The 25,417-nt window shown below is 62.9% G+C and carries 25 protein-coding genes and 1 pseudogene; 9 read left to right on the plus strand and 17 right to left on the minus strand.

Features of this window, described 5'->3' with window-relative positions:
* Positions 1-148: 148 nt before the first annotated feature.
* Positions 149-1,021, minus strand: a complete 873-nt coding sequence (locus tag EOB36_RS20060; protein WP_128285530.1) for a S1C family serine protease — start codon at positions 1,019-1,021, stop codon at positions 149-151.
* 260 nt (positions 1,022-1,281) lie between these two features.
* On the opposite strand from EOB36_RS20060, the gene EOB36_RS20065 reads away from it, so the two are divergent.
* The gene (locus EOB36_RS20065; RefSeq protein ID WP_128285531.1) at positions 1,282-2,229 is read left to right on the plus strand and encodes a trypsin-like peptidase domain-containing protein; all 948 of its coding nucleotides are present in this window, start codon (positions 1,282-1,284) and stop codon (positions 2,227-2,229) included.
* Between the two features lie 3 nt (positions 2,230-2,232).
* On the opposite strand, the gene EOB36_RS20070 is transcribed toward EOB36_RS20065, so the two are convergent.
* Together EOB36_RS20070 and EOB36_RS20075 are read right to left on the minus strand one after the other, a co-directional pair.
* Positions 2,233-3,144, minus strand: coding sequence for an arginase family protein (locus tag EOB36_RS20070; protein WP_206637186.1), 912 nt, complete (start codon positions 3,142-3,144; stop codon positions 2,233-2,235).
* Positions 3,145-3,258: 114 nt separating this feature from the next.
* Complete coding sequence (locus EOB36_RS20075; RefSeq protein WP_128285532.1) at positions 3,259-3,681, minus strand: VOC family protein; 423 nt, start codon at positions 3,679-3,681, stop codon at positions 3,259-3,261.
* A gap of 66 nt (positions 3,682-3,747) precedes the next feature.
* Here EOB36_RS20075 and EOB36_RS20080 point away from each other — a divergent pair, with 66 nt between their 5' ends.
* Positions 3,748-4,380, plus strand: coding sequence for a TetR/AcrR family transcriptional regulator (locus tag EOB36_RS20080; RefSeq protein ID WP_128285533.1), 633 nt, complete (start codon positions 3,748-3,750; stop codon positions 4,378-4,380).
* On the opposite strand, the gene EOB36_RS20085 is transcribed toward EOB36_RS20080, so the two are convergent.
* Positions 4,307-5,269: a LysR family transcriptional regulator gene (locus EOB36_RS20085; protein ID WP_128285534.1), complete on the minus strand. Its 963-nt coding sequence runs from the start codon at positions 5,267-5,269 to the stop codon at positions 4,307-4,309. The two genes, EOB36_RS20080 and EOB36_RS20085, sit on opposite strands and share 74 nt — an antisense overlap.
* A gap of 109 nt (positions 5,270-5,378) precedes the next feature.
* Here EOB36_RS20085 and EOB36_RS20090 point away from each other — a divergent pair, with 109 nt between their 5' ends.
* The gene (locus EOB36_RS20090; protein WP_128285535.1) at positions 5,379-6,014 is read left to right on the plus strand and encodes an FMN-dependent NADH-azoreductase; all 636 of its coding nucleotides are present in this window, start codon (positions 5,379-5,381) and stop codon (positions 6,012-6,014) included.
* A 151-nt stretch (positions 6,015-6,165) separates the two neighbouring features.
* On the opposite strand, the gene EOB36_RS20095 is transcribed toward EOB36_RS20090, so the two are convergent.
* The 8 genes from EOB36_RS20095 to EOB36_RS20130 form a co-directional block, all read right to left on the minus strand.
* Entirely contained in the window at positions 6,166-6,456 is a 291-nt protein-coding gene (locus EOB36_RS20095; RefSeq protein WP_128285536.1) for an HlyU family transcriptional regulator, read from the minus strand.
* A gap of 114 nt (positions 6,457-6,570) precedes the next feature.
* Entirely contained in the window at positions 6,571-7,242 is a 672-nt protein-coding gene (locus EOB36_RS20100; RefSeq protein ID WP_128285537.1) for a PadR family transcriptional regulator, read from the minus strand.
* Between the two features lie 167 nt (positions 7,243-7,409).
* A complete protein-coding gene (locus tag EOB36_RS20105) occupies positions 7,410-7,790 on the minus strand; it encodes a DCC1-like thiol-disulfide oxidoreductase family protein (RefSeq protein ID WP_206437496.1) in 381 nt (126 codons plus the stop codon).
* A gap of 115 nt (positions 7,791-7,905) precedes the next feature.
* Positions 7,906-8,541 carry a sulfotransferase family 2 domain-containing protein gene (locus tag EOB36_RS20110; protein WP_095488945.1) on the minus strand — a complete coding sequence of 212 codons (636 nt, stop codon included), beginning with the start codon at positions 8,539-8,541 and terminating at the stop codon, positions 7,906-7,908.
* Positions 8,542-8,638: 97 nt separating this feature from the next.
* Complete coding sequence (locus EOB36_RS20115; RefSeq protein ID WP_095488944.1) at positions 8,639-8,932, minus strand: GYD domain-containing protein; 294 nt, start codon at positions 8,930-8,932, stop codon at positions 8,639-8,641.
* A 209-nt stretch (positions 8,933-9,141) separates the two neighbouring features.
* Positions 9,142-11,163, minus strand: a complete 2,022-nt coding sequence (rpoD, locus tag EOB36_RS20120) for an RNA polymerase sigma factor RpoD (protein ID WP_095488943.1) — start codon at positions 11,161-11,163, stop codon at positions 9,142-9,144.
* 371 nt (positions 11,164-11,534) lie between these two features.
* Complete coding sequence (gene dnaG / locus EOB36_RS20125) at positions 11,535-13,505, minus strand: DNA primase (protein WP_095488942.1); 1,971 nt, start codon at positions 13,503-13,505, stop codon at positions 11,535-11,537.
* A gap of 157 nt (positions 13,506-13,662) precedes the next feature.
* Positions 13,663-14,034: an RcnB family protein gene (locus tag EOB36_RS20130; protein WP_095488941.1), complete on the minus strand. Its 372-nt coding sequence runs from the start codon at positions 14,032-14,034 to the stop codon at positions 13,663-13,665.
* Between the two features lie 387 nt (positions 14,035-14,421).
* On the opposite strand from EOB36_RS20130, the gene EOB36_RS20135 reads away from it, so the two are divergent.
* Both EOB36_RS20135 and EOB36_RS20140 read left to right on the plus strand, forming a co-directional pair.
* Positions 14,422-16,086: a Na/Pi cotransporter family protein gene (locus EOB36_RS20135; RefSeq protein ID WP_095488939.1), complete on the plus strand. Its 1,665-nt coding sequence runs from the start codon at positions 14,422-14,424 to the stop codon at positions 16,084-16,086.
* 162 nt (positions 16,087-16,248) lie between these two features.
* Positions 16,249-17,429: pseudogene (locus EOB36_RS20140) on the plus strand (MFS transporter).
* Positions 17,430-17,465: 36 nt separating this feature from the next.
* Here EOB36_RS20140 and EOB36_RS20145 read toward each other — a convergent pair.
* Positions 17,466-18,356 (minus strand): LysR family transcriptional regulator, encoded by an 891-nt coding sequence (locus EOB36_RS20145; protein WP_095488937.1) that lies wholly within the window; start codon positions 18,354-18,356, stop codon positions 17,466-17,468.
* A gap of 113 nt (positions 18,357-18,469) precedes the next feature.
* On the opposite strand from EOB36_RS20145, the gene EOB36_RS20150 reads away from it, so the two are divergent.
* Positions 18,470-19,318: an SDR family oxidoreductase gene (locus tag EOB36_RS20150; RefSeq protein WP_128285538.1), complete on the plus strand. Its 849-nt coding sequence runs from the start codon at positions 18,470-18,472 to the stop codon at positions 19,316-19,318.
* A 65-nt stretch (positions 19,319-19,383) separates the two neighbouring features.
* On the opposite strand, the gene EOB36_RS20155 is transcribed toward EOB36_RS20150, so the two are convergent.
* A complete protein-coding gene (locus EOB36_RS20155) occupies positions 19,384-19,941 on the minus strand; it encodes a GNAT family N-acetyltransferase (RefSeq protein WP_128285539.1) in 558 nt (185 codons plus the stop codon).
* Between the two features lie 237 nt (positions 19,942-20,178).
* Between EOB36_RS20155 and EOB36_RS20160 the strand changes: the two genes are divergently transcribed.
* Positions 20,179-20,631 carry a DUF1801 domain-containing protein gene (locus EOB36_RS20160; protein WP_095488934.1) on the plus strand — a complete coding sequence of 151 codons (453 nt, stop codon included), beginning with the start codon at positions 20,179-20,181 and terminating at the stop codon, positions 20,629-20,631.
* Positions 20,632-20,639: 8 nt separating this feature from the next.
* Here the strand turns inward: EOB36_RS20160 and EOB36_RS20165 are convergent, their stop codons facing one another.
* Entirely contained in the window at positions 20,640-21,746 is a 1,107-nt protein-coding gene (locus EOB36_RS20165; protein ID WP_128285540.1) for an arginase family protein, read from the minus strand.
* Between EOB36_RS20165 and EOB36_RS20170 the strand changes: the two genes are divergently transcribed.
* Positions 21,724-22,182 (plus strand): DUF1801 domain-containing protein, encoded by a 459-nt coding sequence (locus EOB36_RS20170; protein WP_095488932.1) that lies wholly within the window; start codon positions 21,724-21,726, stop codon positions 22,180-22,182. The two genes, EOB36_RS20165 and EOB36_RS20170, sit on opposite strands and share 23 nt — an antisense overlap.
* 18 nt (positions 22,183-22,200) lie before the next feature.
* On the opposite strand, the gene EOB36_RS20175 is transcribed toward EOB36_RS20170, so the two are convergent.
* Positions 22,201-22,650, minus strand: a complete 450-nt coding sequence (locus tag EOB36_RS20175; protein ID WP_127204717.1) for a GatB/YqeY domain-containing protein — start codon at positions 22,648-22,650, stop codon at positions 22,201-22,203.
* A gap of 280 nt (positions 22,651-22,930) precedes the next feature.
* Between EOB36_RS20175 and carA the strand changes: the two genes are divergently transcribed.
* Entirely contained in the window at positions 22,931-24,148 is a 1,218-nt protein-coding gene (gene carA, locus EOB36_RS20180; RefSeq protein WP_095488930.1) for a glutamine-hydrolyzing carbamoyl-phosphate synthase small subunit, read from the plus strand.
* Position 24,149: 1 nt separating this feature from the next.
* Here the strand turns inward: carA and EOB36_RS20185 are convergent, their stop codons facing one another.
* A complete protein-coding gene (locus EOB36_RS20185; protein WP_095488929.1) occupies positions 24,150-25,403 on the minus strand; it encodes a TCR/Tet family MFS transporter in 1,254 nt (417 codons plus the stop codon).
* Positions 25,404-25,417: the final 14 nt, after the last annotated feature.

Here is a 25,417-nt window from a genome sequence, read left to right on the forward strand (position 1 = left end):
ACCGGCAGCAGGTCATCGCTCGCGGCCAGCGAGGCCGCCAAGCGCTCGGCGCGCGACGCATCGCCAAGCGCAATCAGCACCACCAGCCGCCGCGAGACGGCACCGTCATGCATGATCCGGTCGCTGGTGAGCGTGTCCATCACTCCTCTCAGGAAAGCGGCTTTTCGCCGATGGTCAGCACAACATCGCGCTGCTCGCCGCCACGTACCACGCCGAGCGTCACCGACGCGCCGGCACTGTCCGGCCCGAGCCTGCGGATCAGCTCGCGCGGACCATGCACGGCCTCGCCGTTCCACGACACGATAATGTCGCCAAGATGCAGGCCGGCCGCTTTTGCCGGACCATTGTCGTCGAGGCTCATCACCATGGCGCCATGCGAGTCGCCATTGCGGATAGGATGCAAGCCAGCGCCGAGATAACCGCGCGCGACATGGCCCTTCTCGCGCAGCGTCGCCACCGCCCGTTCGATCGTCTCGTAAGGCATGACCAACGCCCGCCGGCGCGGCCCGAACAGGAGCAAGCCGATCAGTGCCCCCTTTGCGTCGAGCACCGGGCCGCCCTCGAAACGGCCACCGGCATTGACGGCAAGATTGATGCGCCGGTCGATCGTGCCGCCGCGCATCGAGCGCCAGGCCGGACCGACCTCACCCACGGTACCAAATGTGGCGAGCCACGCTCCGTCGCTATTGCCGGCGACGATGGCCAGATTGCCCGGCCGCACCGTACCTGCCTTGGTCAGCGTCGGCACGTCTGGCGCACTGGCCGGCTTCAAAAGGGCGGTACCCGTGGAGGGATCACGACCGACCAGCTCAGCCTTCACCTTGTCGCCCGAAGAAAGCATCAGCTCGATTTCCTCGCCGGCCTCCACCGCCTCCTCGGCAGTGACGTAATAGCCGTCGCTCCAATGGAAGGCGGTTGCGGTGCGATGCTGATGCGCAGCAAAGCTCGCCGTTGCCGGCGCCGCAGCCGCAGCGATATCGGCGATGGCGTCGGAAAATGCGCTCAGATTGAAGTCGCTCATGATTGTCTCCTGGGTTTTTATCGCATCGGCCCGAACATCGGAATCGGTTTTCGCAAAGCACGATGCGAGAACTCAAAGTCTTGGAGCGTCCAATGGACGCCCGTCGCTCTAACCCAGATATCGCCCGGCAGCGCGTGCGCGGGTACTCGCCTGACGGCTAGTTGCGCGTTGGACTGGCCATTTGGTCAGGTCGCGACCGATCCGGCCGCTCCGCACATATAGGCATCCTTCATCTTGCTCTAAAGCCACGGAGCCCTGCCATGTCCCTCCCCGCCCAGCAATTGCAATTCGACGCTGCGCTGCTCGATGATTATTCGGCAACCGTCGCCGATGCTGTGGACCGCATCGGTCCCGCCGTCTGCCGTATCGAGCGCGTCGGTGGTGCCGGCGGCCAAGGCTCGGGCTTCGTCATCACGCCGGACGGGCTCGTCGTCACCAACTTCCACGTCGTCGGCGATGCCCGCACCGTCCGCGTAACCATGCCGGACGGCGTCTCCAGGGAAGGCCGTGTTCTCGGCCGCGACCCCGACACCGACATCGCGCTGGTGCGCGCCGACGGCAGCTTTGCCGATATCGCGCCGCTCGGCGATTCCAAGCGCCTGCGGCGCGGCCAGATCGCCATTGCCATCGGCAACCCGCTCGGCTTCGAATGGACCGTGACATCAGGCGTCGTCTCGGCGCTCGGCCGCTCGATGCGCGCCTCCACCGGCCGGCTGATCGACGACGTCATCCAAACCGACGCAGCACTCAACCCCGGCAACTCAGGCGGACCGCTGGTGTCATCGGCGGGCGAGGTCATCGGCGTCAACACCGCCATGATCCACGGCGCGCAAGGCATTGCCTTTGCGGTCGCCTCCAACACCGCCAATTTCGTCATTTCGGAGATCATCCGCTTCGGCCGCGTGCGCCGGGCCTTCATCGGCGTCTCGGCCGACACGGCAAACCTGCCGCGCCGAGCCGCCCTCCTCTCACAAGTGTCGAGCAGCACGGCGGTGCGCCTGCGCAGCATCGAGGCGAACAGCCCGGCGGCCAAGGCCGGCCTCAGGGAAGGCGACATTATCGCCGCAATCGACGGCCGCCCGGTCACCGGCGTCGACGATCTGGTGCGCATCCTCGATGCCGAGCGCATCGGCCGCGAGACGCTATGCACGGTGGTGCGCCGCTCCGGCATCACTCAGGTCACGGTTATGCCGGTGGCGCGAAGCTGACGATTATCGCGTTGCAAAGATCCGACCGAGCAGCGAAACCAGCAGCACGGCCAGTTCGCCGGTCGGATCGAGGTCCGGATCGAAAATGGTCATGTCCATTCCGGCGCAGCGCGGATCCGCCACCAGCGCCGCGAGGATGGCGACGAGGTCGTCGGGATCGATGCCGGGGCTGCCCGGTGAATCCACCGCCGGCATCGCTGTCTGATCGAGGGCATCGACGTCAAAATGCACCCAATAGGGCCAGCCGGCTCGCGCCAGCGTGATCCAGGTCTTTTCCAGGACTTTTGCCGCGCCAAGCTCTCGCACGGCAAAGACATCGATCAGCGTCATCGTGGTCGAATTGATGTCAGGCCACGCGAAGTCGGGGGTGCGGTTCTCGCGTTCGCCGATCTGAATCACCTGTTCGTCCGCAACGAGGGGGCTTGCGATGCCAGGCCAGTCGGTCAGCAACGGCTCGCCACGTCCGGTGGCGAGCGCAAGGTCCATGCCGGCGGCCGAGCCGAGTGAAGCGTGGATGTCGTAGTTGCCCGGATGGCGGAAATCGCTGTGGCCGTCGACATGCACCAATGCCAGCGGACCGGATCGCCGTGCAGCGGCCAGTGCGCCGAGCAGGACCGCGCAGTCGCCGCCGACGACCAGCGGGAACTCGCCTCTTCCCAGCGCGCCGGCAACGACTTTGGCGAGTCCGAGATTGAAGCTGCGTATCGCGTTGCCGTTGCGCAGCCGGGTGCCCGGCTGCGGCTCCGTGCTGTAGGCGGGCCGATCAAGATCAACCACTTTGAGGGGCGAAAGCGTCTCGACCAACCCGGCTTCGGTCAACGCCTGCGGCGCACGCCACGTCCCCGGTATATGACCTGGCCGCAGTGGGCGAAGGCCAAGGTTTGAGGGTGCGCGGACAAGGCAGATTTCACGCATGGAATAGGTCCAAGGCTGACGAGCCTCAGCATAAACCGCAAAGACATGACCGGCCACGCGGCTGAAAGCCTTCACGTCACATCTACAGACAGTTCCTGCCAGCAGCTATCCCGCTTAGCCCGCCGCCCCTTCAACAAACTGCTCCAGAAACTCCGCGCTCGGCGGGATCGGCTTGATCACGTCGATCAGCACGCCATTGGGGTCTTTGGTGATGAAATGGCGCTGGCCAAAGGGTTCGTCGCGTAGCGTTCGCAGGATCGGCAGGCCGGCGGCGATGATCCGCTCGTAAACCGCATCCGGGTTCTTGACCTCGAAATTGATCAGCAGGCCTGACGTGCGGCCGCGCCCTTCTTCCGGGATCGTTTCGTGATCGCCATGGACGATGCCGAGATTGACGCGGCGATCCTCGGCGGATTGCAGATGCACGTACCAGCCGCTCTCGAACAGCGGCTTGAAGCTGAAGTGCTTGATATAGAAGGCCTTCGTGCCGGCAACGTCGCCCGTCATCAGCACCGGATAGTAGCTCGTCGTCTTCATCTTTCTTTCTCCCGTCAAATAACATACAGTCTGCATGTAAGGTGAATTAACATACAGGCTGCATGTATGCAACAGGAATCCGCGCGCCGCTCCAATCGCGATCGCACCGAAGCGACGCGCGCCGACCTGATCGCTGCGGCGCGAAAGCTGTTCACCGAAAAGACCTATGCCGAGACCGGCACGCCGGAGATCGTGGCTGAGGCCGGTGTCACGCGTGGCGCCCTCTATCATCACTTTGCCGACAAGCAGGCGCTGTTTGCCGCGGTGGTCGAGCAGGAGGCGGCGGCTGTGGCGGAAGAGATCGAGCGCGCCTCGCCACCCTCGCTGTTTGCCCGCGACGCGCTGATCGCCGGTTCCGATGCCTATCTTGCCGCCATGCGCGCACCTGGCCGCACTCGGCTGCTGCTGCTCGACGGACCGGCCGTGCTCGGCCGCGCCGCCATGGACGACATAGACAATCGCCACGGCAACCGTTCCTTGCGCGAGGGCCTCGTCGCGGCGATGCGTGCGCAGACCATGAAGAGATTGCCGGTGGACGCGCTGACCGCGCTGCTCGCCGCCGCCTTCGACCGAGCGGCGTTGGCCATTGAAGCAGGCGCTTCGACCGAGGATTACCGCACCGTCCTCATGGCGCTGATTGACGGACTGTCTCCAGCTCCGGCTCATCCTCAGGCACCTCGTTCGGCTCGAACTCGTTGAAACAGCCAAGCTGGCGCTTGAACTGGTCAATCAGCCAGGCCGCGGCCGGCTTCGGGCTGCGGTCGGCGCGGTGCATGGCATAGAGTGGCGAGCGGACTTCGCTATACGGCTCCAGATCGAGCTCCACCAGCCGGCCGTTGGCCAGATCGTCGGCAATCAACCATCGCGGCAGCCCGCCCCAACCCAACCCTTCGCGCATCAGCGCATGCTTGGTTCGCACATCGGTCAGCCGCCAAGTGCGGTAGGCAAAGACGCCGTAATCACGCCCTTTGGTGCGCTCGGACTGGTCGCTGACGACAAGTTGGGTGTGCTCGCGCACCTCCTCGAGCGGCACCGGCCTGGGAAGCAGCGCCAGCGGATGGCTTGGCGCGGCCGCCGGCACCATCGACATGAAGCCAATGCGCACAAGATGCGCGTCGACCTCGCCCAGCAGGCCGCCAATACCAAGATCGGCCTGTCCGTTGACGACATGATCGGGGATCAGGCCGAGCGTGCCCATATGCAGGCGCAGCATCACGGTTGGAAATTGCGCCTCGAATGCCTTCAGCACGCGCACCAGCACTGTGGAGGGCAGCGCCACATCGACCGACAGCGCGACTTCAGCCTCCAGCCCTTGCTTATGTCCGTCGACACGCGAGCGGATGCGCTGCAGCACACCGACCATGCGCCGCGCGTCCTCCAGCGTCGCCCGGCCGACATCGGTCAGTTGCGGCTCGCGCGTGCCATCGCGCTCGAACAGTTTCAGCCCAAGCTGTGTCTCGAGATTGGCGATGGCGTAGCTGATGACCGACTGCGCGCGATTGAGCTTGCGGCCGGCGGCCGAGAAGCTGCCGGTATCGGCCACCGTCACCAGGATTTGCAGTTGGTCAAGCGTCGGATTGGGTTGCATTGCCTTATCCAAATTGTAGATGGGTAATATAGAAAATATACCAGTTTTTTAAATGGGTAAATGGACCCATATCGGGTGGGACAAATCATTCCAACTCTGGAGAGCCGCCATGTCCATCCTTCTTGTCACGTCGAGCCCGCGCGGCACTGCCTCGCATTCGACCCACATCGCCACCGAACTTGCCGAGAAGCTGCTTGCCGCCAACCCTTTGGCCACGCTGGTCGTGCGTGATCTCGTGACAAACCCGCTGCCGCATATCGATCCGGACTATTCGACCGGCATCTATACGCCCGTCGAAGCCCGCACCCAGCGCCAGGCCGAAGTCGTCGGCGTTTCCGACGGCGTGCTGGATGAGCTGTTTGCGGCCGAGACCATCATCCTGGCCACCGGTTTCATCAATTTCGGCATCTCGTCGACCCTGAAATCCTGGGTCGATCACGTCGCCCGCTCTGGCAAGACTTTCGCTTATGGCGAGGACGGCCCGAAGGGCCTCGTCACCGGCAAGAAGGTCTACATCGTCCTTGCCTCGGGCGGCATCTATTCGGAAGGCGCCGCCGTGCAGTTAGACCACGCCATCCCTTACCTGCGCAGCGTGCTTGGCTTCATCGGCATGACCGATGTCGACGTCATCCGCATCGAAGGCGTCGGCATGGGACCGGACGCAGTTACAGCCGCTCTGGCCAAGGCGTCAGCCAAGGTCGATGCGGTGGCGGCCTCGACCGGAGCAGTCGCCGCTGCCGCGTAAAGCGCGAACACTGGTAACCAGAACTGAAAAGGCAGGCGCCGGAGCGCTTGCTTTTTTCACTTGTCGCCTGATGCCCGATACAGCTCAAGGGCAGCGACAAGGCTTTTATCCGACGCCGCTTCGAAGTCGCGCAACATCGCCGTTTGCCACGCTAACCGAACATCTTCTCGCCCTGCTCATCGATGAGCTGGATGCCCTTCTTGATCGAGATGTCGACAGCGTCGTCGAGCCCGGCAAAGCGGTCGGCACGGATGAATTTGTGTTCCTTCATCACCCCGTCGATCTCCTTCGAAACCACGCCGCAGGTCTGATATTGGCCTTCCGCCTTGTAGGGCGTGGCGCTGATCAGGAATCCCTTGTGCTCGATCTGCTTTGCCGGGGCGGCACTTTTCGGTTCACCGGCGTCACTACCGCCACCGAAAAGACGCTTCAGAAATGACATGGGTATCCTCCAACGGCGATCACCCTGCACCACATAGCGCGGCGCAGGGTGATTTTCACTACCGGTCCTTAGGCAAACGGGCAAGGGGCCGCATCCGGCCCGGCCTACCAGAGATCAGTCGCGTGACAGCGCTTCCAGGGCTTCGGCCGCTCCTTCCAATATAGCGATCGCCTCGGCCTGCTTTTCAGCCGGCGCGTCGACGATGTCGCCGAGGGCTGCGCGCAACCGGTGGCGCACGGCGCGGAATTCGTCGCGCTTTTCCGAACGGCCGCGGCCGCGCCGTCCGCCATCCTCGCCATCGTCGTTCCAGCCGAACCAGTCGCGCGCCTTTGCCATCTTGCGGCCGAAACGCTCGAGATGGTCGAGCACATGGTCGATCATCTCGCGATTGTCGTTGAGATGCGCCTGCCCTGCCTCGGTAATCGAAAACACCTTCTTGTTGCCTTCCGCCGACGAGACGGCATAGCCGGCCTCTTCCAGGAACGTCAGCGTCGGATAGACCACCCCCGGGCTCGGGCTGTAGACGCCGCTGGTGCGCTCCTCCAGCGCCTTGATGATGTCGTAGCCGTGGCGCGGAGCCTCGGCCAGCAGCGACAGCGTGATCAGTTTGAGATCGCCGTCGGCCAGCATGCGTCCGGCGCGGAACATGTCGCCCGGCCCGCCGCGGCCGCCGCCCCTCATGCCGTGGCCAAATGGGCCGAAGCCGCCGCCACGGCCGCCGAACTTGCCGGCCATATGCATGAAAACGCGCTCGGCGCGCTCCCCGAAATGATGATGTCTGTGCATTGTCTGCTCCTTGAGTTATGTCTTACGATATATCTTAATTAAGGGAGTGAGATGATAGAATCAAGATATATCTTACGATGTAACTTAATTCCGCGCCGCAGGATTGAAGGCGCGCATTTGCGGCCCGGAGTCAGTTCCGGCCTTTCGATGAAGGATGTCTGTGCCGGCTACCAGCGACCCTTGCGCCGGTTCCAGGCATAGAGAAGATCGGCGAAGCGATCATAGGCATAGCGCGTCAACGGCAGCGCGACGCGGTTGCCGAACAGCGCCGCCAGCCAGCCATCGCCCGGTGTTGCCAGCCAGACGGCAATTGCGACGTCGGCGCCGACCAGCAGTTTGCCGTCCGCATCGGTTGCATGCAGCCGGCGGCGGATGTCCTCCAGCGACACGCCGTATCCGGCCAGCGCCGACGGCTCGGCATTGATGTCGCGAAACGCTATCCGCCCGGCCTTGATCGCCTCGACCAGCCGCCGCTTCTGCCTGACGATGCCGGCATCGCAAACCGGACAACGGGTGTTGTACCAGATGGTCAGCAGAGGCTTGGGCATGTGTTTAGCGACCTGAAGGGCTGCGCTGACTATCCGGGAAATGTCCTCGCCCCGCAACGTCCGGACCAGCCTGGCCGCGACGCGGCATCTTGCCGACGAATTGCGGTCTGAAAAGTCAGAATTTGTAGCCGAAGCGCTCGAAATCCCTGAAATAGAGCCGTCGCACGATGCTTTTCGCCTCGTCATCGTAGACCGCGCGATAATCGTAAGGTGTATTGACGTTTGACCGGGGAAGCTTCACCTCGCCCGGCAGATCGAGTCGTTCGACCAGCGCATTAAATTGCTCGGCCAGTGTTTCAAACCGCAAAATCTCGTCGATGATGAGGTTTCCGTGCCTGTCCGAAATCCAGCTCGTCTGGTCCACCCGCACAAGCCGGTTCTTGCGTTCGAGATAGCGCAGGAAAGCCTTGAAATCCAAGACCCTGGCTCTGTGCCAGCGCCGGCCGGAGAGATAGTCGCGGCGGAAATAATAGGTCGAGACCGCAAGTTCGAAAGGGTTGCGCACGACGGCGAATTTGTAGGCGCTATCATAGATCTCCGCCGGCAGCTTGTGCTTCACCCAGCTTGCTTTGTCATGCTGCCTGAGGAACGCATTTTGAGGCGTTTCGCGCACGGGAAGATGTGACAGCAGGCGACGCCATTGCGTTCGCTGCGGTCTCAAGCTCCACGGACTTAGCGCACGGGTGAGCGAGGTCCCGGCGGTCTTCGGGATATGGATGAAAATGAAGTTCTTTTCGAGCGAAAGCAGCATTCTTCCTCATGATCGGCGGATCGGGCGCCGTCAAGCGGCGCCCGACCTTCCGATATCAGGAACTCGGCCTTGCGCGGGTCTGTAGCCGCGCAGCGTCTCACCCGAGCGAGGCGATGATCTCGCGATAGGCCAATTCCGGGAAAGCCTTGAGCGTCCGCGTCCTCACGTTACCGCCTGACGCCAGCATCAGCGAGAAACGAGCGAGCACCGCGTCGTCGGGCGCTTCGACGATCGCCACCATATCGCATTCGCCCATGGTGAGATAAAACGCCCTGAATGAGCCGCCCATGTCTCCCAGCAGCTTCTTGGCGGCATCGAGCCGCTTCGGCGACTCGCGCACATTTTTGGCGCCCTGCTCCGTCCAGTTGATCAGCACGATATAGTTCGTCATGCACACCTCCCTCCGGGGCCTCGGAGCACGGCGTCACTGCCGGGGCGGGCATCCGGGTTTGTCGCCCAGAAAATGCATCCGACACGAGATTATCCTCCCACAGCAGGTGTGCTGCAAGAACAACCGCACCGTCTGCGAGACAATCTCTGTGCCGCGAACGAAAAAGGGCGCCGCAGCGCCCTTCAAATTGCTTATCCGGTACCCCGGCATCAGCTGTCGAGGAAGCTCCGCAGCTTGCGCGAGCGGCTCGGGTGCTTGAGCTTGCGCAGCGCCTTGGCTTCGATCTGGCGGATACGCTCGCGGGTCACCGAGAACTGCTGGCCGACTTCTTCCAGCGTGTGGTCGGTGTTCATGCCGATGCCGAAGCGCATTCTGAGCACGCGCTCTTCGCGCGGGGTGAGCGAAGCAAGCACCCGCGTCGTCGTTTCGCGCAGATTGGCCTGGATCGCCGCATCGATCGGCAGGATCGCCATCTTGTCCTCGATGAAATCACCGAGATGCGAATCCTCCTCGTCGCCGACCGGCGTTTCGAGCGAGATCGGCTCCTTGGCGATCTTCAGCACCTTGCGCACTTTTTCCAGCGGCATGGCGAGCTTTTCCGCCAGTTCCTCCGGCGTCGGCTCGCGGCCGATCTCGTGCAGCATCTGGCGCGAGGTGCGTACGATCTTGTTGATCGTCTCGATCATGTGCACCGGAATGCGGATAGTGCGCGCCTGGTCGGCGATCGAACGGGTGATCGCTTGCCGGATCCACCATGTCGCGTAGGTCGAGAACTTGTAACCGCGCCGGTATTCGAATTTGTCGACCGCCTTCATCAAGCCGATATTGCCTTCCTGGATCAGATCGAGGAACTGCAGGCCGCGATTGGTGTATTTCTTGGCGATGGAAATGACGAGGCGCAGATTGGCCTCCACCATTTCCTTCTTGGCGATCGCGGCTTCGCGTTCGCCCTTCTGCACTTGGTTGACGATCTTGCGGAACTCGAGGATCGAGATCGCCGTTTCGGTAGCGAGGTTCTGGATCTCGGCGCGCAGGTCGCGGATCGCATCCTTCTCGTTCTTGGTGAATTCCTTCCAGCCGCGCGAGGTCAGATTGCCGATCGAGCGCGTCCAGTTCGGATCGAGCTCCGAGCCCTGATACTCCTTCAGGAATTCCTCGCGGCGCACGCCATAGCTTTCGGCCAGCCGCAACAGCTTGCCTTCATTCTGCACCAGGCGCTTGTTGATGTCGTAGAGCTGCTCGACCAGCGCCTCGATGCGCGCCGTGTTTAGGGATAGCGACTTCACCGCCTTGATCAGCTGGTCCTTCAGCTCCTTCAGCCGGCGGTCCTGGCTGGGCGACAGCGTGCCGGCTGCGGCCAGCCGGTTCTCGACCTGCTGGTCCTGCAGCTTGCGCAACTTCTTATAGGTGTCGGCGATGACGTCGAGCGTCTCCATCACCTGCGGGCGCAGTTCCGCTTCCATCGCCGCCAGCGACAGGCTGGCCTCGTCCTCGTCTTCCTCGTCGTCATCAGTCAGACCGCGCGTGTCGGCGCCGACATTGGTGATGTCGTCCTCGTCCTCGCGTGAACGGCGCGGCTTTTCCTCGGTCTTGGCTTCCTCAATCCGCTCGACCACCGGCGCCTGCTTGGCCTCCGGACCGGCATAGGTCGCTTCGAGGTCGATGATCTCGCGCAACAGGATCTTCGATTCATTGAGCTCGTCACGCCAGATGATGATGGCCTGGAACGTCAGCGGGCTTTCGCACAGGCCCGCGATCATCGTCTCGCGGCCGGCCTCGATGCGCTTGGCGATCGCGATTTCGCCCTCGCGCGACAGAAGCTCGACCGAGCCCATCTCGCGCAGATACATGCGAACCGGATCGTCGGTGCGATCGGTCGGCTCTTTCTTGGTGGTCGTCGCGGCAACGGCGGTGCCGGTCTGCTCGGCCAGCTCGTTGGCGTCTTCCTCGGCGTCGGCAGCCGCATCGGCGGCTTCGGGCTCCTCGCCCTGCTCGTCGTCCTCGACCACGTTGATGCCCATGTCGGAGAGCATGGCCATCGTGTCCTCGATCTGCTCGGAGGTCACTTCCTCCGAGGGCAGCACCGAATTCAGTTCATCCATGGTGACATAGCCGCGCTTCTTGGCGGCCTTGATCATCTTCTTGACAGCATCGTCGGAAAGGTCGAGCAGAGGGCCATCGGTGGCGCCTTCGCGTTCGGTCTCGACCTCTTCCTTTTCTTTTGTCGCCATTCTTTATTTTCTCCAAGCGGCTAAGTATCAAGCCGCGTAAGCTGCCGTACCGGTTAAATCAGATGCGCTCGCTCTTGAGCGCGCTTCCCCGGGCCAGTAACTGCATCTCTCGTTAAGTCCAGATTAACCCTGGTATCTGTGGCAGGCCGAATGCCTGTCCAGTGACCGGTACCTCACATCGCTGCACTTCCCGTCGACGCCGGCGCGGGTTAACGTTTCGAATCGTCCTGATTCCGTCATTCTGCCAGAAGGTCAAGCGCCTCTCGCATGATTCGCATGAAAAAAGCGAATCAATTACCCGACTTAAAGCGCCCCGGCTGATTCGACGCGCAAGCACGGTCCTGCACTTTCACCCTTTCGTAAGCTTCGACCTACGCCCGCCCGGCCCTGCCCGAGGACACACCGAACCCTTCGATCAGCGCTTCCGTTGCTTGCACGTCACGAAATTGCGCCTGGATCTCGATGAGATGCCGGTAGTTTTCATCCGTGGGATCGCTGGCGAGCGCCGCTTCCGCCTGTTTCAGCTCCTTATGTAAGGTGCGCGCGCTGCGCTGCAAGTGGAGAGCCTGGCTGAAGGCGTCGCGGGCATCATCAAGTCCGGCGGTTTCCAGCGCCGGCCATTGCCGCGCCCGCTTGATCAGTGCCACCGCGCGCGCCCAGATTTCGCCGCAGCCGGCCCGTTCGATCGTCGCGATCACCGCGTTGCGGTCGTTGGCCATGTCATGGGCCATCGCGTCGAGAATGGCCGCGTGCAATCGCTTCAGATCGGTGTTGGCGAGGTCGAGGAACTCGACATGGGCGAAATTCTCGTCGATCAGTGCTGGATGATTGACAAGAGCTGCAATGATCGTCGCCTCGCGCACCGACATTCCCTCGCTGCTGCGCTTGACCAGCGCCGAACGGCCGAGGCTTTCGGTGATCGCGGTACGTCCACCGCCGCCGCGTGCGAACTGTCCGCCAGGAGCTGAGCCCTTGCCCTGAAAGCGCTCGCCGGGCCGCCCACCTTGACGCCCATCTTGACGACGCTCTTGGCGCCCGCGCTGGGCACCAAAAAAGCTTAGCACCCGCTCGCGCATTTCCTGTTGGTAGTGATAGCGCAAGCTCTCGTCGCGGATGCGGCTGGTCAGTTCGCGCAGCGTCTTTTCCAGTTCCGCCCGCCGCTCCGGCGTGTCGAAGATGCCGCCGGCCGTTTCGCGCACCCACAAAAGGTCGGCGAGCGGCCGCGCCTCGGAAAGCACGGCGCGAAACGCGTCCGGCCCATCGGCCTTGACCAGATCGTCGGGATCCTTGCCTTCGGGCAGAAGAGCAAAGCGCACCGAGCGGCCTGCCTGAACCGCCGGCAGCGCCATATCGGCGGCGCGCCATGCCGCCTTCAGTCCGGCCTGGTCGCCGTCGAAGCACAGCACCGGCTCGCCGGCCATGCGCCACAGGAGCTCGAGCTGATTTTCGGTCAGCGCGGTGCCGAGTGGCGCCACGACATTTTCGAAACCGGCCTGCGCCAGCGCGATCACGTCCATATAGCCTTCGACGGCGATGACCGTGCCGCCCTTGGCCAGCGCCCCCTTTGCCAGCGCTTGGCGCGCACGGGCGAAATTGTAGAGCACATTGCCCTTGTGGAAGAGCTCGGTGTCGGGTGAATTCATGTATTTGGCGAGCGCATCGGCTGCCAGCGCCCGCCCGCCAAAGGCGATTATCTTGCCTCTGGAATCCGGAATCGGGAACATAATGCGGTCGCGGAACCAATCGTAGGAAACCGGAACGTCGTCGCCATGGCGCACCAGCCCGCATGCCTCGATGTCGGCCTTGGGCACGCCCTTGGCGGCAAGATGCTCCTTCAGCGCGTTGCGGCTGTCCGGCGCATAGCCGAGCCGGAACGATTGCTGCGTCGCCGGCGTCAGCCCTCGGTCGCGCAGATAGGCGCGGGCTTTTGCGCCTTCCGGTCCCTGCAGCCGCTCCTGGAAGAAAGCGGTCGCCATCTCCATGACATCGGTCAGGCTGGCGCGTTCCTTTTCGCGCCGCTCCTCCTGAGCATCGCGAACCGGCATCGGCACGCCGGCCAAGTCGGCGATCTTCTCGACCGCTTCAGGAAAGCTCATTCCGTCGAGTTCAGTCAGGAACTTGAAATGGTCGCCCGAAACCGAGCAGCCGAAGCAATGGTAGCGGCCCTTCTTGTCCTCGCAATGGAAGGACGGGCTCTTCTCGCCATGAAAGGGACAGCACGCCCAATAATCGCCGCGCGGCGCGTTGGTCTTCTTCCTGTCCCACGCCACGCGCTGGCCGATCACCGATGAAATCGGCACGCGGTCGCGTATCTCGTCGAGGAAGGCAGGTGGAAAGCGCATCGGGAACGGCTCGTTTGCCCTCCATATAATCACGCCGGCGAAGCCCGACGACTCCTAATGCGCAACCATACCCGGTTTTCACAGGGCACAAAGAAGGCGGCCTCTGCGGGCCGCCTTCTTTCCTATTCCGGCAAAGTGCCGGTCGACCTTTTGACGGTTAATGCGTGGCGATCGCGCCGAAGATGATGCCGGAGACGACGCTGACCAAGAGATAGTCGTTGCCGACGCGGATCCATTCCTGGCCACGGCCAGGACGACGCAGGCCATAGTGGCGATAGTCGCGGATCGGCTGGTGGCGCTTCCAGCTGGAATATTTCTGGCCGTTGCGCCAATGGTTCCTCTTCACGACGACTTTCTTCTTCACCACGACGCGCTTCTTCACGTCGACATGCTTGTCCGACGTCTTCCAGTCAACCTGGCTGTAGGTCGACTGCGGTGCATTCGGCGCGTTCAGCGGCGATGCCTGGCCCTGCAGGGACGTGGCAGCCAGCATCGAGAGGGCGACTGCGGAAAGAACGATGCGTTTCATGACTGGGTACTCCTTGGTTGTCGATGCCTGAGGAATAGAGCCCGAAGAATGAACCGGAACTGAACGTTCAGATTACGTTTTCGTAATGATTTCTTATATTTAGACTACCTAATTCAACACCCTGCTCAAACTGGATCTGAAGGTGTCGCCTGCTCTTGACCGCGCGGCCGTCCGCAAGCCGGCCGGCAATGCAACCATTTTGCGATCCATCCATTTCCGACACGCCCTGTCGCGCGCCAACAGCCACCCGAATTGGGCAAAATTTATTATCCGGCTAAAAGTAATCGGAGTAGTATCAACCCTTGCAATGTCCTTGATTCGCACCCTCTTTTGCCCCTTTGCCATCACGATGCCCGCATCGCTGGCGCGTCGGATTGCGAGCCTGATATGAGCGGCTCTGTCGTTTTGCTGCATCTTGCCGGCGCGGTAGCGCTGATGCTGTTTGCCACCCGCCTGGTGAAGACAGGTGTCGAGCGCGCCTATGGCGATCTGCTGCGCCACAAGCTGCGCGCCACCATGCGCAATCCTTTCATGGCGGTTCTGGCCGGCTGCGGCTTGGCGATCGCGCTGCAAAGCTCCACCGCCGTCACCTTGCTGGTCGGCTCCTTCGCCGGCGCCGGCATCGTCAGCGGCATGTCGGGCCAGCTTGCCGTGCGCGGCGCCGAGATCGGCTCGGCGCTGGTGGTCAAGCTGCTCACCTTCGATCTTTCGCTGCTGGTGCCGATCTGCCTTGTCGCAGGCACCGTCATGTTCATGGCCACCGAGCGCCGCGACTGGCGCCAGTTCGGCCGTATCCTGGTCGGCATCGGGCTTTTGGTATTGTCGCTGGAGATGATCGGCCAGGCGTCGGAGCCGCTGCGCCAGAGCACGCTCATGCCGGTTATCGTCGACTACTTCTCCGGCGACCCGGTCACCGCCTATCTCCTGGCGGCGCTGGTCACCTGGCTGTTCCATTCCTCGATCGCCGCCGTCCTGCTGATGGTGACGCTGGCCGGCCGCGGCTTCATCCCGCCCGAACTCGGCATCGTGCTGGTGCTCGGTGTCAATCTCGGCTCGTCGATCATCGCGCCGCTGCTCACCCGCAACGCGGAACCGGGTGTGCGTGTCGTTCCGATCGGCAATCTCCTGATGCGCGGCATGGGCTCTCTGGCCATGCTGATCCTGTTCCTGTGGTCGAAGCCGCCGGTTGCCTTTCTCGGCGCCACCGTGCCCGACCAGATCGTCAACGCGCATATCCTCTTCAACATCCTGATCCTGGTTGCCGGCCTGCCCCTGGCCGGTCTCGTCTACCGCGCTTCGGAAAAGATCGTGGCGCTCGGCACCAAACCGGCGCCGGCCGACGCGCTCGACGTCGTCGAGCTGTCCGCGCTCAACGACAGCGCCCTGGACGTGCCAAGCCAAGCGCTGGCCAACGCCACCCGTGAAGTGGTGCGGGTCTGCGAGACGGTCGAGATCATGTTGAAGCGCATCATCGAGCTCTATGAGAGCGCCGACGCCGACAAGATCAAGGCGCTGGCGGCGCTCGACGACCGCGTCGACAAGAAGCACGCAGCGATAAAGCTCTATCTGGCCAAGGTCACCAAGAACCCGATGAGCGAGGACGAGGCGCTGCGCTGCCAGGAGTTGATCGGCGCCTGCGTCAAGCTCGAACAGGTCGGCGACATCATCGTGCGCAACATGCTGGTGCATGTCAGGAAGAAGCTCGAGCGCGGACTGGAATTCACGCCCGAGGGCTGGCGCGAGCTTAGCGCCTTCCACGCTTCGGTGCTCGCCAACGCACGGCTTGCCTTCAACGTGCTGGTCTCGCGCGATCCCGAGACCGCCCGCCAGCTGGTGCTGGAAAAGGACCGGCTGCGCGAACGCGAGAAGGAGACCAGCGCCAGCCATTTCGTGCGGCTGCGCGACGGCACCGCCAAGAGCGTCGAGACCAGTTCCATCCATCTCGACACCATCCGCGACTTGAAGCAGATCAACTCGCTGCTCGCCTCGATGGCCTATCCCGTGCTCGAGGAGCGCGGCCTGCTCACCGGCTCGCGGCTGAAGGCCGGATAGGCGTTGACGCTGTTTCCTCTCTCCCTTGTTGTTGGGAGACGAAAAACCGCCGCAACCGCCCCCGATCAAGAAAACCTTAAGCGGCGTCGACAATTTCTGGATTGCCCGCGGCTTTCGTTCGTGATTTGAGGCCATCTCATCCAAGGATCGCCTTCCCGCGCCATGCTTCCCCTCATCGCCCTGTTCATCGCCGCATTCGCGTTCGGCACCACCGAGTTCGTCATCGCAGGCGTGCTGCCGCAGGTTGCGGATGGCCTTGGCGTTTCCATCCCGACTGCCGGCTACCTCGTCTCGGGCTACGCCGGCGGCATCGCGATCGGCGGACCGCTGCTGACGCTCGCCACCAAGGCGATTTCCCGCAAGGCCTTGCTGCTTGGCCTTGCCGCAGCCTTCACCATCGGCCAGGCCGCTTGCGCACTTGCACCCGACTTCGCCTCCATGTTGCTGTTGCGGATTGCGGTGGCCGTGGCGCACGGCGCCTATTTCGGCGTCGCGATGGTGGTGGCGGTCGGCCTGGTCCGCCAGGACCAGCGTGGAATGGCCGTTGCGCTCATCCTGTCGGGCCTGACGGTCTCCAATGTCATCGGCGTGCCGGCCGGCACGGCGATCGGCAATGTCTGGGGGTGGCGCGCGACGTTCTGGGTGATGTGCGCGCTTGGCATGGTATCCATCGCAGCAATCACCGCCCTGCTGCCGCGCAAGACGGGTTCGTCGCGCCAGTCCGTCAGCTTCGGCAGCGAGGTACGCGTGCTCGCACGCCAGCAGGTCTGGACATCGCTGATCCTCATGCTGATGCTGATGATCGGCCAGTTCGGCCTGTTCACCTACATCACACCGACGCTGTTTGAAATCACTGGCCTCGATGAGGACCTGGTGCCCTGGGTGCTCCTGCTCAACGGGGTCGGCGCGACGATCGGCGTCTTTCTTGGCGGGCGGCTCGCCGACTGGAACTAATGCCGTCGCTCATCACCATGCTTTTCATGCAGGCGGTGACACTTGCCGTCATTTACGCCGTCAGCCCTTACCCGGTGCCGATGGTGGTGGCGATCATTATCTGGGGCGGTCTCAGCTTTGCCATCGGCACGCCGATCCAGACCCGTATCCTGACCTGGACGGCGGATGCCTCCAACCTCGCCTCATCGCTCATCCCGGCCGGCTTCAATGTCGGCATCGCGCTGGCCGCCTCGCTCGGCGCCGCCATGCTCAATGCCGGCTATGGCTATCGCAGCCTGCCGGTGGTTGGCGCCATGGCCATGCTGGTCGCTGTGGTAGTCGCATTTGCCTCGCATATCCAGGAGTGGCGCAGCAGTGCGACACCGCCTCTGCCGGCCGCAGCCGAATAGGCGGCGCCACGCCTCGTAGACGACAGACGTGCCTCGTCAGTTCGTCTCTTTCAGCACGTCGATGAAGGCGCGCAGGGCCGGCGGCACGAGGCGATGACCGGGATAGTAGAGGAATAGGCCGGGAATCGCCGGACACCAATCCTCCAACAGACTGACGAGCGCTCCCTGTTCGATGTAAGATTGAGCAGATTTGTCGGAGATATAAGCGACACCCAAACCAGCGACCGCTGCCTCAGCCATCAGTTCCATATGGTCGAGCGTAAGCACGCCCGGGACATCGATGGAGATTTCCTGGCCGTGTTTCTCGAATTCCCAGCGGTAGGGCTTGCCACTCGGCAGGCGGAATCGGATGCAGGTGTGATTCCTCAGGTCGTCCGGCACCCTAGGAATTTTGCGGGTGGCGAGATAGGTCGGCGAGGCGACGGCAATGAAGCGCGTCGCCCCACCGAAGCGTACCGCAACCATGTCCTGTGGCACGGCCTCGCCAAGGCGGATGCCTGCGTCGAAGCCTTCGGCTACAATATCGACCAGCCTTCCCTCGGTAACGAGGTCGAGCGAAACTTGTGGGTAGCGCGCAAGAAAAGCTGGCACAGTGGATTTAAGCAGCATTCGGGCTGCGATCTCGCTGGAATTGATCCGCAGCGTACCTGCTGGGAGGCTGCGGAAGTTGTCCACCTCCGCAAGGGCCGCGTCTATGTCCCGCAACAGCGGCTGCAGGCGCGCGACGAGCCGTGCGCCGGCCTCTGTCGGTGCCACGCTGCGCGTGGTGCGATTGAGCAGGCGCACGCCCATGTCCCGTTCTAACGCCCGCATCATGTGACTGAGCGTCGAGGGCGATAGTCCGAGATCGTCCGCCGCCTTGCGAAAGCTGCGGTGGGAGACAATTGCCGCAAGCGCGGTCAGCTCGGGAAGCCCGGGTCCACTCATGGGAAATGTTCATCAGCTCGTGCAAGATTGGGTGGATAGTACCATGAATTGGAAGGAATATCTTGCGTGGAGATAGCCGCGATCACGCGGCTTGGCGAATAAGCACTTCTCCCATGACCAAGATTTCTCCCGCGACCAGGACCTGGTTCATCACCGGTACCTCCTCTGGCTTCGGGCGGCTCCTGACGGAAACGCTTCTGGCCCGCGGCGACCGGGTGGCCGCGACCGTGCGCAAGCCGGAGGCGCTTGCCGGCCTGAAGGCAGATTACGGTGATCGCCTTTGGATCGCCTCGCTTGACGTAACCGACACCGAGGCAATGCGCCGGACGATCGACAAGGCTTTTCACGATCTGGGCCGCATCGATGTCATTGTCAGCAATGCGGGCTATGGCCTGTTTGGCGCGGCGGAAGAATTGGACGACGACCAGATCCGCCATCTGATCGATACCAACCTCATCGGCTCGATCCAGCTCATCCGCGCCGTTCTCCCGCATCTAAGAAAACAGGGCGGCGGCCGGATTCTGCAAATCTCCTCGGAAGGCGGACAGATGGCTTATCCTGGTTTCAGCCTCTATCACGCCACCAAATGGGGCATCGAAGGCTTTGTCGAATCCGTTCGACAGGAGGTGGCGCCGGTTGACATCACCTTCACGATCGTCGAGCCCGGGCCGACGCGGACAAACTTTGCGGCCGGTTTGGTTAGTGCCAAGCCTACGGGCGCCTATGTGAATACGCCGGTCGGTGACCTGCGCGGGGCTTTTGCCGAAGGCTCCTTCGAGGTAAAGGGCGATGCGCAGAAGATGGTCGAAGCGATGGTAGCCTCAGTCGAACAGAACCTCGCTCCCCCGCGGTTGACGTTCGGCGCCGCCGCCTATGCCTCGATCAGCAGCGCGCTCCAGGGCAGGCTCGCCGAACTCGAAGCCCAGAGGGATACTGCATTGTCGATGGATTTCGACAGCTGACGGATGAGGTCAGGTTGACTTGCCAACGCTGCGGCAGCGTTGGCTGAAAACCTGCGGACCAGATTTTACAAATCGATCCGGTAGCGCAGGCTTTCGGCACCGCCATAGGCAGCGTCCTCGAAGAAACGCCCGACGAGCCGGCCGCCATTGGCCAGCACCACCTTCTGCGAGGCGAGATTACCCGGCTTGGCGGTGATCTCGACGAAGGGCAGGCCGAGCGCCCTCGCCTCGCCGAGCATCAGCCGCAGCGGCTCGGGCGCATAGCCGCACCGCCGCTTCCACGGCACCACCGCATAGCCGATATGGCCGAGCACATGCGGCGGCAGCTCGGCGGTGCCGCGTTGCCAGCGAAAGCCGATCGAGCCAGCGACTTCGCCGTCCCAGATCCAGCGCCGGAACCCCGGCAGGCGTGGCACTTTCGTCCCATCGGGCAAGGTGATCGGACCAGCCCTGGCCTCGGGGTCGTCGAAACCGGCGAGGAAAGCCACCGGATCCTTTTCGATGGCCGCAAGCTGCTCGCGCACCGCCTCCATCAGCCGCACATTGTCCGGCGACCAGCCGCGCTCAAGGGCGGCCTTGTAGGACGGCAGATGTTCAAGCGCCGGTTTGACGAGTTCGATCATGACGTGCGACCGATCCGCTGGGCGTCCCCAGTCATCCAAGTCGATTCCCTGGCAAAAGGATAGACCGCTTGCCGCCGGCACGCATCCGTGCCGTTCGCCTCCGCGATGTCCGCCTGTGGGGAAGAACCTGTGGGCTTATGGGTTTGGGCAGAGATCGATAGGATTCGGAAGTTGATCTTCAGGGGCGGCTTTCTAAAATCAAGTATAATCGATGGGTCTACCACTGGAGTGAACACAATGGCCGGCAACACGTCTGAGAAGTCGGCGAAGGCCGCCGAGCGGGTCGCGACGAAGCCGACCCTCCTCTCGGGCGGCAACCCTCAGATCCCGAAGGGCTACGGCGATGCTCCCGTGCAGGCCTACATCGCGGCCATGCCGGGGTGGAAAAGCGATGTGGGGCGGCGCCTCGACGCGATCATCGTGCGCACCGTCCCCGGCGTGCACAAGGCAGTCAAATGGAACTCGCCTTTTTACGGCATCGAGGGCCAGGGCTGGTTTCTGTCGTTCCATGTCTTTACCCGCTACGTTAAAGTGACCTTCTTCCGGGGCACGTCGCTGCGCCCTGTTCCTCCCGGCGAGTCCAAGCACAAGGAAGTGCGCTACCTCGACGTCTATGAGGACCAACTCGACGAAGCTCAGTTCGCCGCTTGGGTGAAGCAAGCCAGCCAATTGCCCGGCGAACAACTGTGAGATGCGAGTTAGCCAAGGGCGTCCGCAAGCACCTCATTCAAGCGTGCGAACGCGGCGGTCTCGTCTGGCGCATGGGCCGGATTAACCTCTGTGATGGTCAGACCGCGCCATTGCGGCAGGGCGGCCAACTGCTTTAGCACGAAGGCGGCTTGCTCCAATTTGAGACCGTCGCAACGGCGCACATTCTCAGCAATCGGAAAATCGACAAAGGAGAGTACATCGACATCGAAGTGGATCAGCACGCAGTCAAAGCGCGCCGCCCATTCGGCCGCGCGCGACGCCGCCTCGATATCATTCAAAGCTTCCTCACGCGATATAACCTTGATCGCGTTATCTCTGATCGTCGCGGCTTCGGGCGGAGTGATGTTCTCGACGCCGAAATAGAGGAGCTGCTGAGGCACGAGCATCGGACGGGTCGGGCCGAGCCTGACGAGCGAAGGCTCGCATCCGGTAATATTGAGCAGATGAGCGACACCTGTCCAGTCCAAGGCGCCGTCGCTCGTGTCGGGTGTGTTGAGATCGACGTCGAAGTCTATGTAGACAAGCCCAATCCGCGCGCCGGCGGCGTTTGCTCCGGCGACCGTTCCCAGCTCCACAGTACAATCGCCGCCTAAAACAAGCACGTCTTCCTGCGCTGCGATCGCCGTCGCCACGTTGCTTGCGACCAAGTCACAGGCGTGGCGCACGGCCTCCAGGTTCATAGCCTGCGGCCGCGAGGGATCCGGTCGCCATCGGAACGATGCAACATCACCATGATCCCTGATGGTTCGGCCTCGGCTCACGAGCGCCTCTGCAAGCCCATGTCGCCGAAAGGCCGCGGGGGCTTGTTCCTGCCCCGGCGAACGCTGGTGGCGGCGCCGATAATGTTCAACAAACGCGCTGCCAAATCGAAGCTCCAATTTCGGATGATCCTCGTTGCAAAACGTGTCCGGAGGGAAGAAGGTTCCTCCTCGACGTGGGAGTTTGTCGCCCGGCATTGGCACGAGGCCAACAGGCCGGGCGCTTCGCGCCGGAATGGCAAACGGCTCGCCGCATCGATACCGTCGTGAGACGGCCAGACGCCGAACGTGCACAAAGCCACTGGGACCAATCATGACCAAAGCGACAACGGCCATGAAGAAGAGCGGCTCGAAGGAAGGAGAAGGAGGAGACACTCCCTCTCAGTTGATAGATGCGAGAATCAACGAGCTGAGCGATTGGCGGGGCGAGATGCTCGCTCGGGTCCGAACCCTGATCAAGCAGGCCGACCCCGAGGTGGTCGAGGAGTGGAAGTGGAGAGGGGTTCCGGTGTGGGAGCACGCCGGAATAATCTGCACCGGTGAGACGTACAAGAATGTCGTGAAGATGACCTTCGCCAAGGGCGCCTCATTGGAGGACCCTGCCGGCCTCTTCAACTCCAGCCTCGAAGGCAACACCAGACGCGCCGTCGATATCCACGAGGGCGACAAGGTCGATGAAGAGGCGTTGAAGGCGCTCATACGCGCCGCCGTGGCACTGAACATGTCGGTGCGAGCTACTGCCCGCTCTCAGAAGAAACCGAAGAGCGCTTGAGGCTGCAGCGGGAAATCCCTACTGCAGCAGTCCCTTGACCATGCCGCTCGCCTTGGAGAAATCCATCTGGCCGGCGTACTTCTCCTTGAGCACGGCCATCACCTTGCCCATGTCCTTGACGCCGCTGGCGCCGGTCTCGGCGATGGCGGCGCGGATCGCCGTTTCGGTCTCGGCCTGGCCCAGTTGCATCGGCAGGAAGTCTCGGATGATGGCCATCTCGTCGCGCTCCTGCGCGGCAAGCTCCGGCCGCTTGCCGTCGTCGAACGCCTTGGCCGACTCCTCGCGCTGCTTTACCATCTTGGCCAATATCTGCAGGATCTCGTCATCGCTGGCCGGCTCCTTGCCGGCGCCGCGATTGGCGATGTCGCGATCGTGAATGGCCGCCTGGATCAGCCGCAAGGTCGGCAGCCGGCGCTTGTCCTGCGCCTTCATCGCGCTCTTCAGGGATTCGGCGATTTTGCCGCGCATGGTGCTTTCTCCTTCGATCCGGCGCGGACAATACCCTTGCCCAAAGCCCAAGGCAAATTCGGTACTGACCGGCAACTGCCTGATATCGTTCAATGAAATAAATCCATGCCGTTCGGCATAGCCTCATTGACCGTTCTGGCGCCTTATCCTATGTACTGGGCCTTGCATGAACTGAATTTTTGTTACGCGCGCTGGCTGCGAAATCGCCGCTGCGCGCGGTTTGCTGCGCAGAGTGGTCCGCCGGACCGATTGAAAGGCGCAGCCTTTTAGGAGTGCCGCCATGGCAATGATGACCGCCGCGTCGACCCCCCCTTGGGCCACCGAGAAGCCGACCGCCTTGCTGGTGCTGGCCGACGGCACCGTCATCGAGGGCCGCGGCCTTGGCGCTACCGGCTCCGCCGTCGCCGAGGTTTGCTTCAACACCGCGCTGACGGGCTATCAGGAAATCCTCACCGACCCGTCCTATGCCGGCCAGATCGTCACCTTCACCTTTCCGCATATCGGCAATATCGGCACCAATGACGAGGACATCGAGGATCTCAACCCGGTTGCCCGCGCCGGCGCCGTCGGCGCCGTGTTCAAGGCCGACGTCACCAATCCGTCCAGCTATCGCGCCGCAGCCGGTCTCGACCAATGGCTGAAGAAACGCGGCATCGTAGCACTTTCGGGCATCGACACCCGTGCGCTGACCGCGCTGATCCGTGAAAAGGGCATGCCCAACGCCGTCATCGCGCACGCGCCCGATGGCATCTTCGACATCGACGATCTGAAGCGCCGCGCCGCCGCCTGGTCCGGCCTGATCGGGCTTGACCTGGCCAAGGACGTCACTTCCGGCCAGTCCTCGGTCTGGCGCGAGACGCCCTGGGTCTGGGACGAGGGCTTTGGCGAACAGATCGATCCGTCCATGCATGTCGTCGCCATCGACTACGGCGTCAAGCGCAACATATTGCGCCTGCTTGCCGGTCTTGGCGCCAAGGTCACCGTGGTGCCGGCCAACACCGGCGCCGAGGAGATCCTCGCCATGCGGCCCGACGGCATCTTTCTCTCCAACGGTCCCGGTGATCCGGAAGCCACCGGCGACTACGCCGTTCCGGTCATCCAGGACCTGCTGAAGACCGACATCCCGGTTTTCGGCATCTGCCTGGGCCACCAGATGCTGGCGCTGGCGCTGGGTGGCAAGACCGCCAAAATGCATCAGGGCCATCACGGCGCCAACCATCCGGTCAAGGATCACACCACCGGCAAGGTCGAGATCGTCTCGATGAATCACGGCTTTGCCGTCGATGCCGACTCGTTGCCGAGCGGCGTCGAAGAAACCCATGTCTCGCTGTTCGACGGCTCGAATTGCGGCATCACTCTGACAGGCAGGCCGGTCTTCTCGGTCCAGCATCATCCCGAAGCCTCGCCCGGCCCACAGGATTCGCACTATCTGTTCCGCCGCTTCGTCAATCTCATCCGCGAAAAGCGCGGCGAGCCGGCGCTGGCCGAGCGCGCCTGATTCAGGTTCGCACCGTCGCCGTCGTGACGTCCTTCACCGCGACCGGTCTTTCGACCCTGAGCACGAATGCTATTAACGACAAGGCAAGAAAAATGCCGCCGAGCACAAAGGGCGCGCCGCCGAACACCACCGGCGCGCTCGGCCCGGTGAACCAGGCGAAGATTCCGGTATAAAGCAGCGGCGTGATGATGCTGGTGATCGAAAACACGCTCGTCATCGCACCTTGCAATTCGCCCTGCGCGGAGGGCGGCACCTTGGCCGCCGCCAGGCTCCGCAGCGGCGGGTCGGCCAGCGCCTCGAGGCAGGTCGCCACGATCACCGCATAGATCATCCATCCCTTCCATGCCGCAGCATAGCCGAAGGCGGCGAGCGCGGTAAAAGCAAGACCGGTGGCGGCGGTCCGCCATTCGCCGAGCCGTGGAATGACGCGCGGCAGGACAAAACCCATCACCAGTGCCCCGCCAAGACCGAAGACGCCGAGCGAGAGGCCGATCTGCTGTTCGCTCCAGCCATAGCGGTAACTGCCGACGAACGACCACACGGCAGGGTACATCATGTGGCCGAGCGTCATCAGGAAGAACACCAGCCCGATCCAGCCGATGCCATGATAGTTGCGCATCTGCTTGAGGGCGCCGAGAGGATTGGCGCGGCGCCACTCGAACCGACGCCGATGGTGCTGCTCCAGCGTTTCCGGCAGGAAGAACCAGCCGACGATGAAGTTGATGAGTGCAAGCCCCGCCGCGCCCCAGAACGGCACGCGCGGCCCGAATTCGCCAAGCAACCCGCCCAGCACCGGGCCGATGATGAACCCGACACCGAAGGCGATGCCAAGCAGGCCGAAATTCTTCGCCCTGTTCTCGTCGGTGCTGACATCGGCGATGAAGGCGGAGGCGGTCGAGTAGCTGGCGCCGCTGATGCCGGCCAGCACCCGGCCGATGAACAGGACCGAATAGGACCAGGCGACCGCGCAGATCAGATTGTCGATGGCGAAGGTCAGCACTGAGGCCAGCAGGATCGGGCGGCGCCCGAAGCGGTCGCTGAGATTGCCGACCAGCGGCGCGAACAGGAACTGCATGGCCGCATAGACGAAGAACAGCCAGCCCCCCTCGATCGCCGCTTCGCTGACACCAACGCCGGTCAGCTCCTGCAGATAGGCCGGCAGCACCGGCATGATGATGCCGATGCCGGTGATGTCGAGCAACAGCGTGGTGAAAACAAGCGCAAGACCCCGCCTGGCGGTTTTGGCTTCGATCATGACGGTATCGACTC

The sequence above is a fragment of the Mesorhizobium sp. M6A.T.Cr.TU.017.01.1.1 genome, from assembly GCF_004023115.1.
GTDB lineage: Bacteria > Pseudomonadota > Alphaproteobacteria > Rhizobiales > Rhizobiaceae > Mesorhizobium > Mesorhizobium mediterraneum.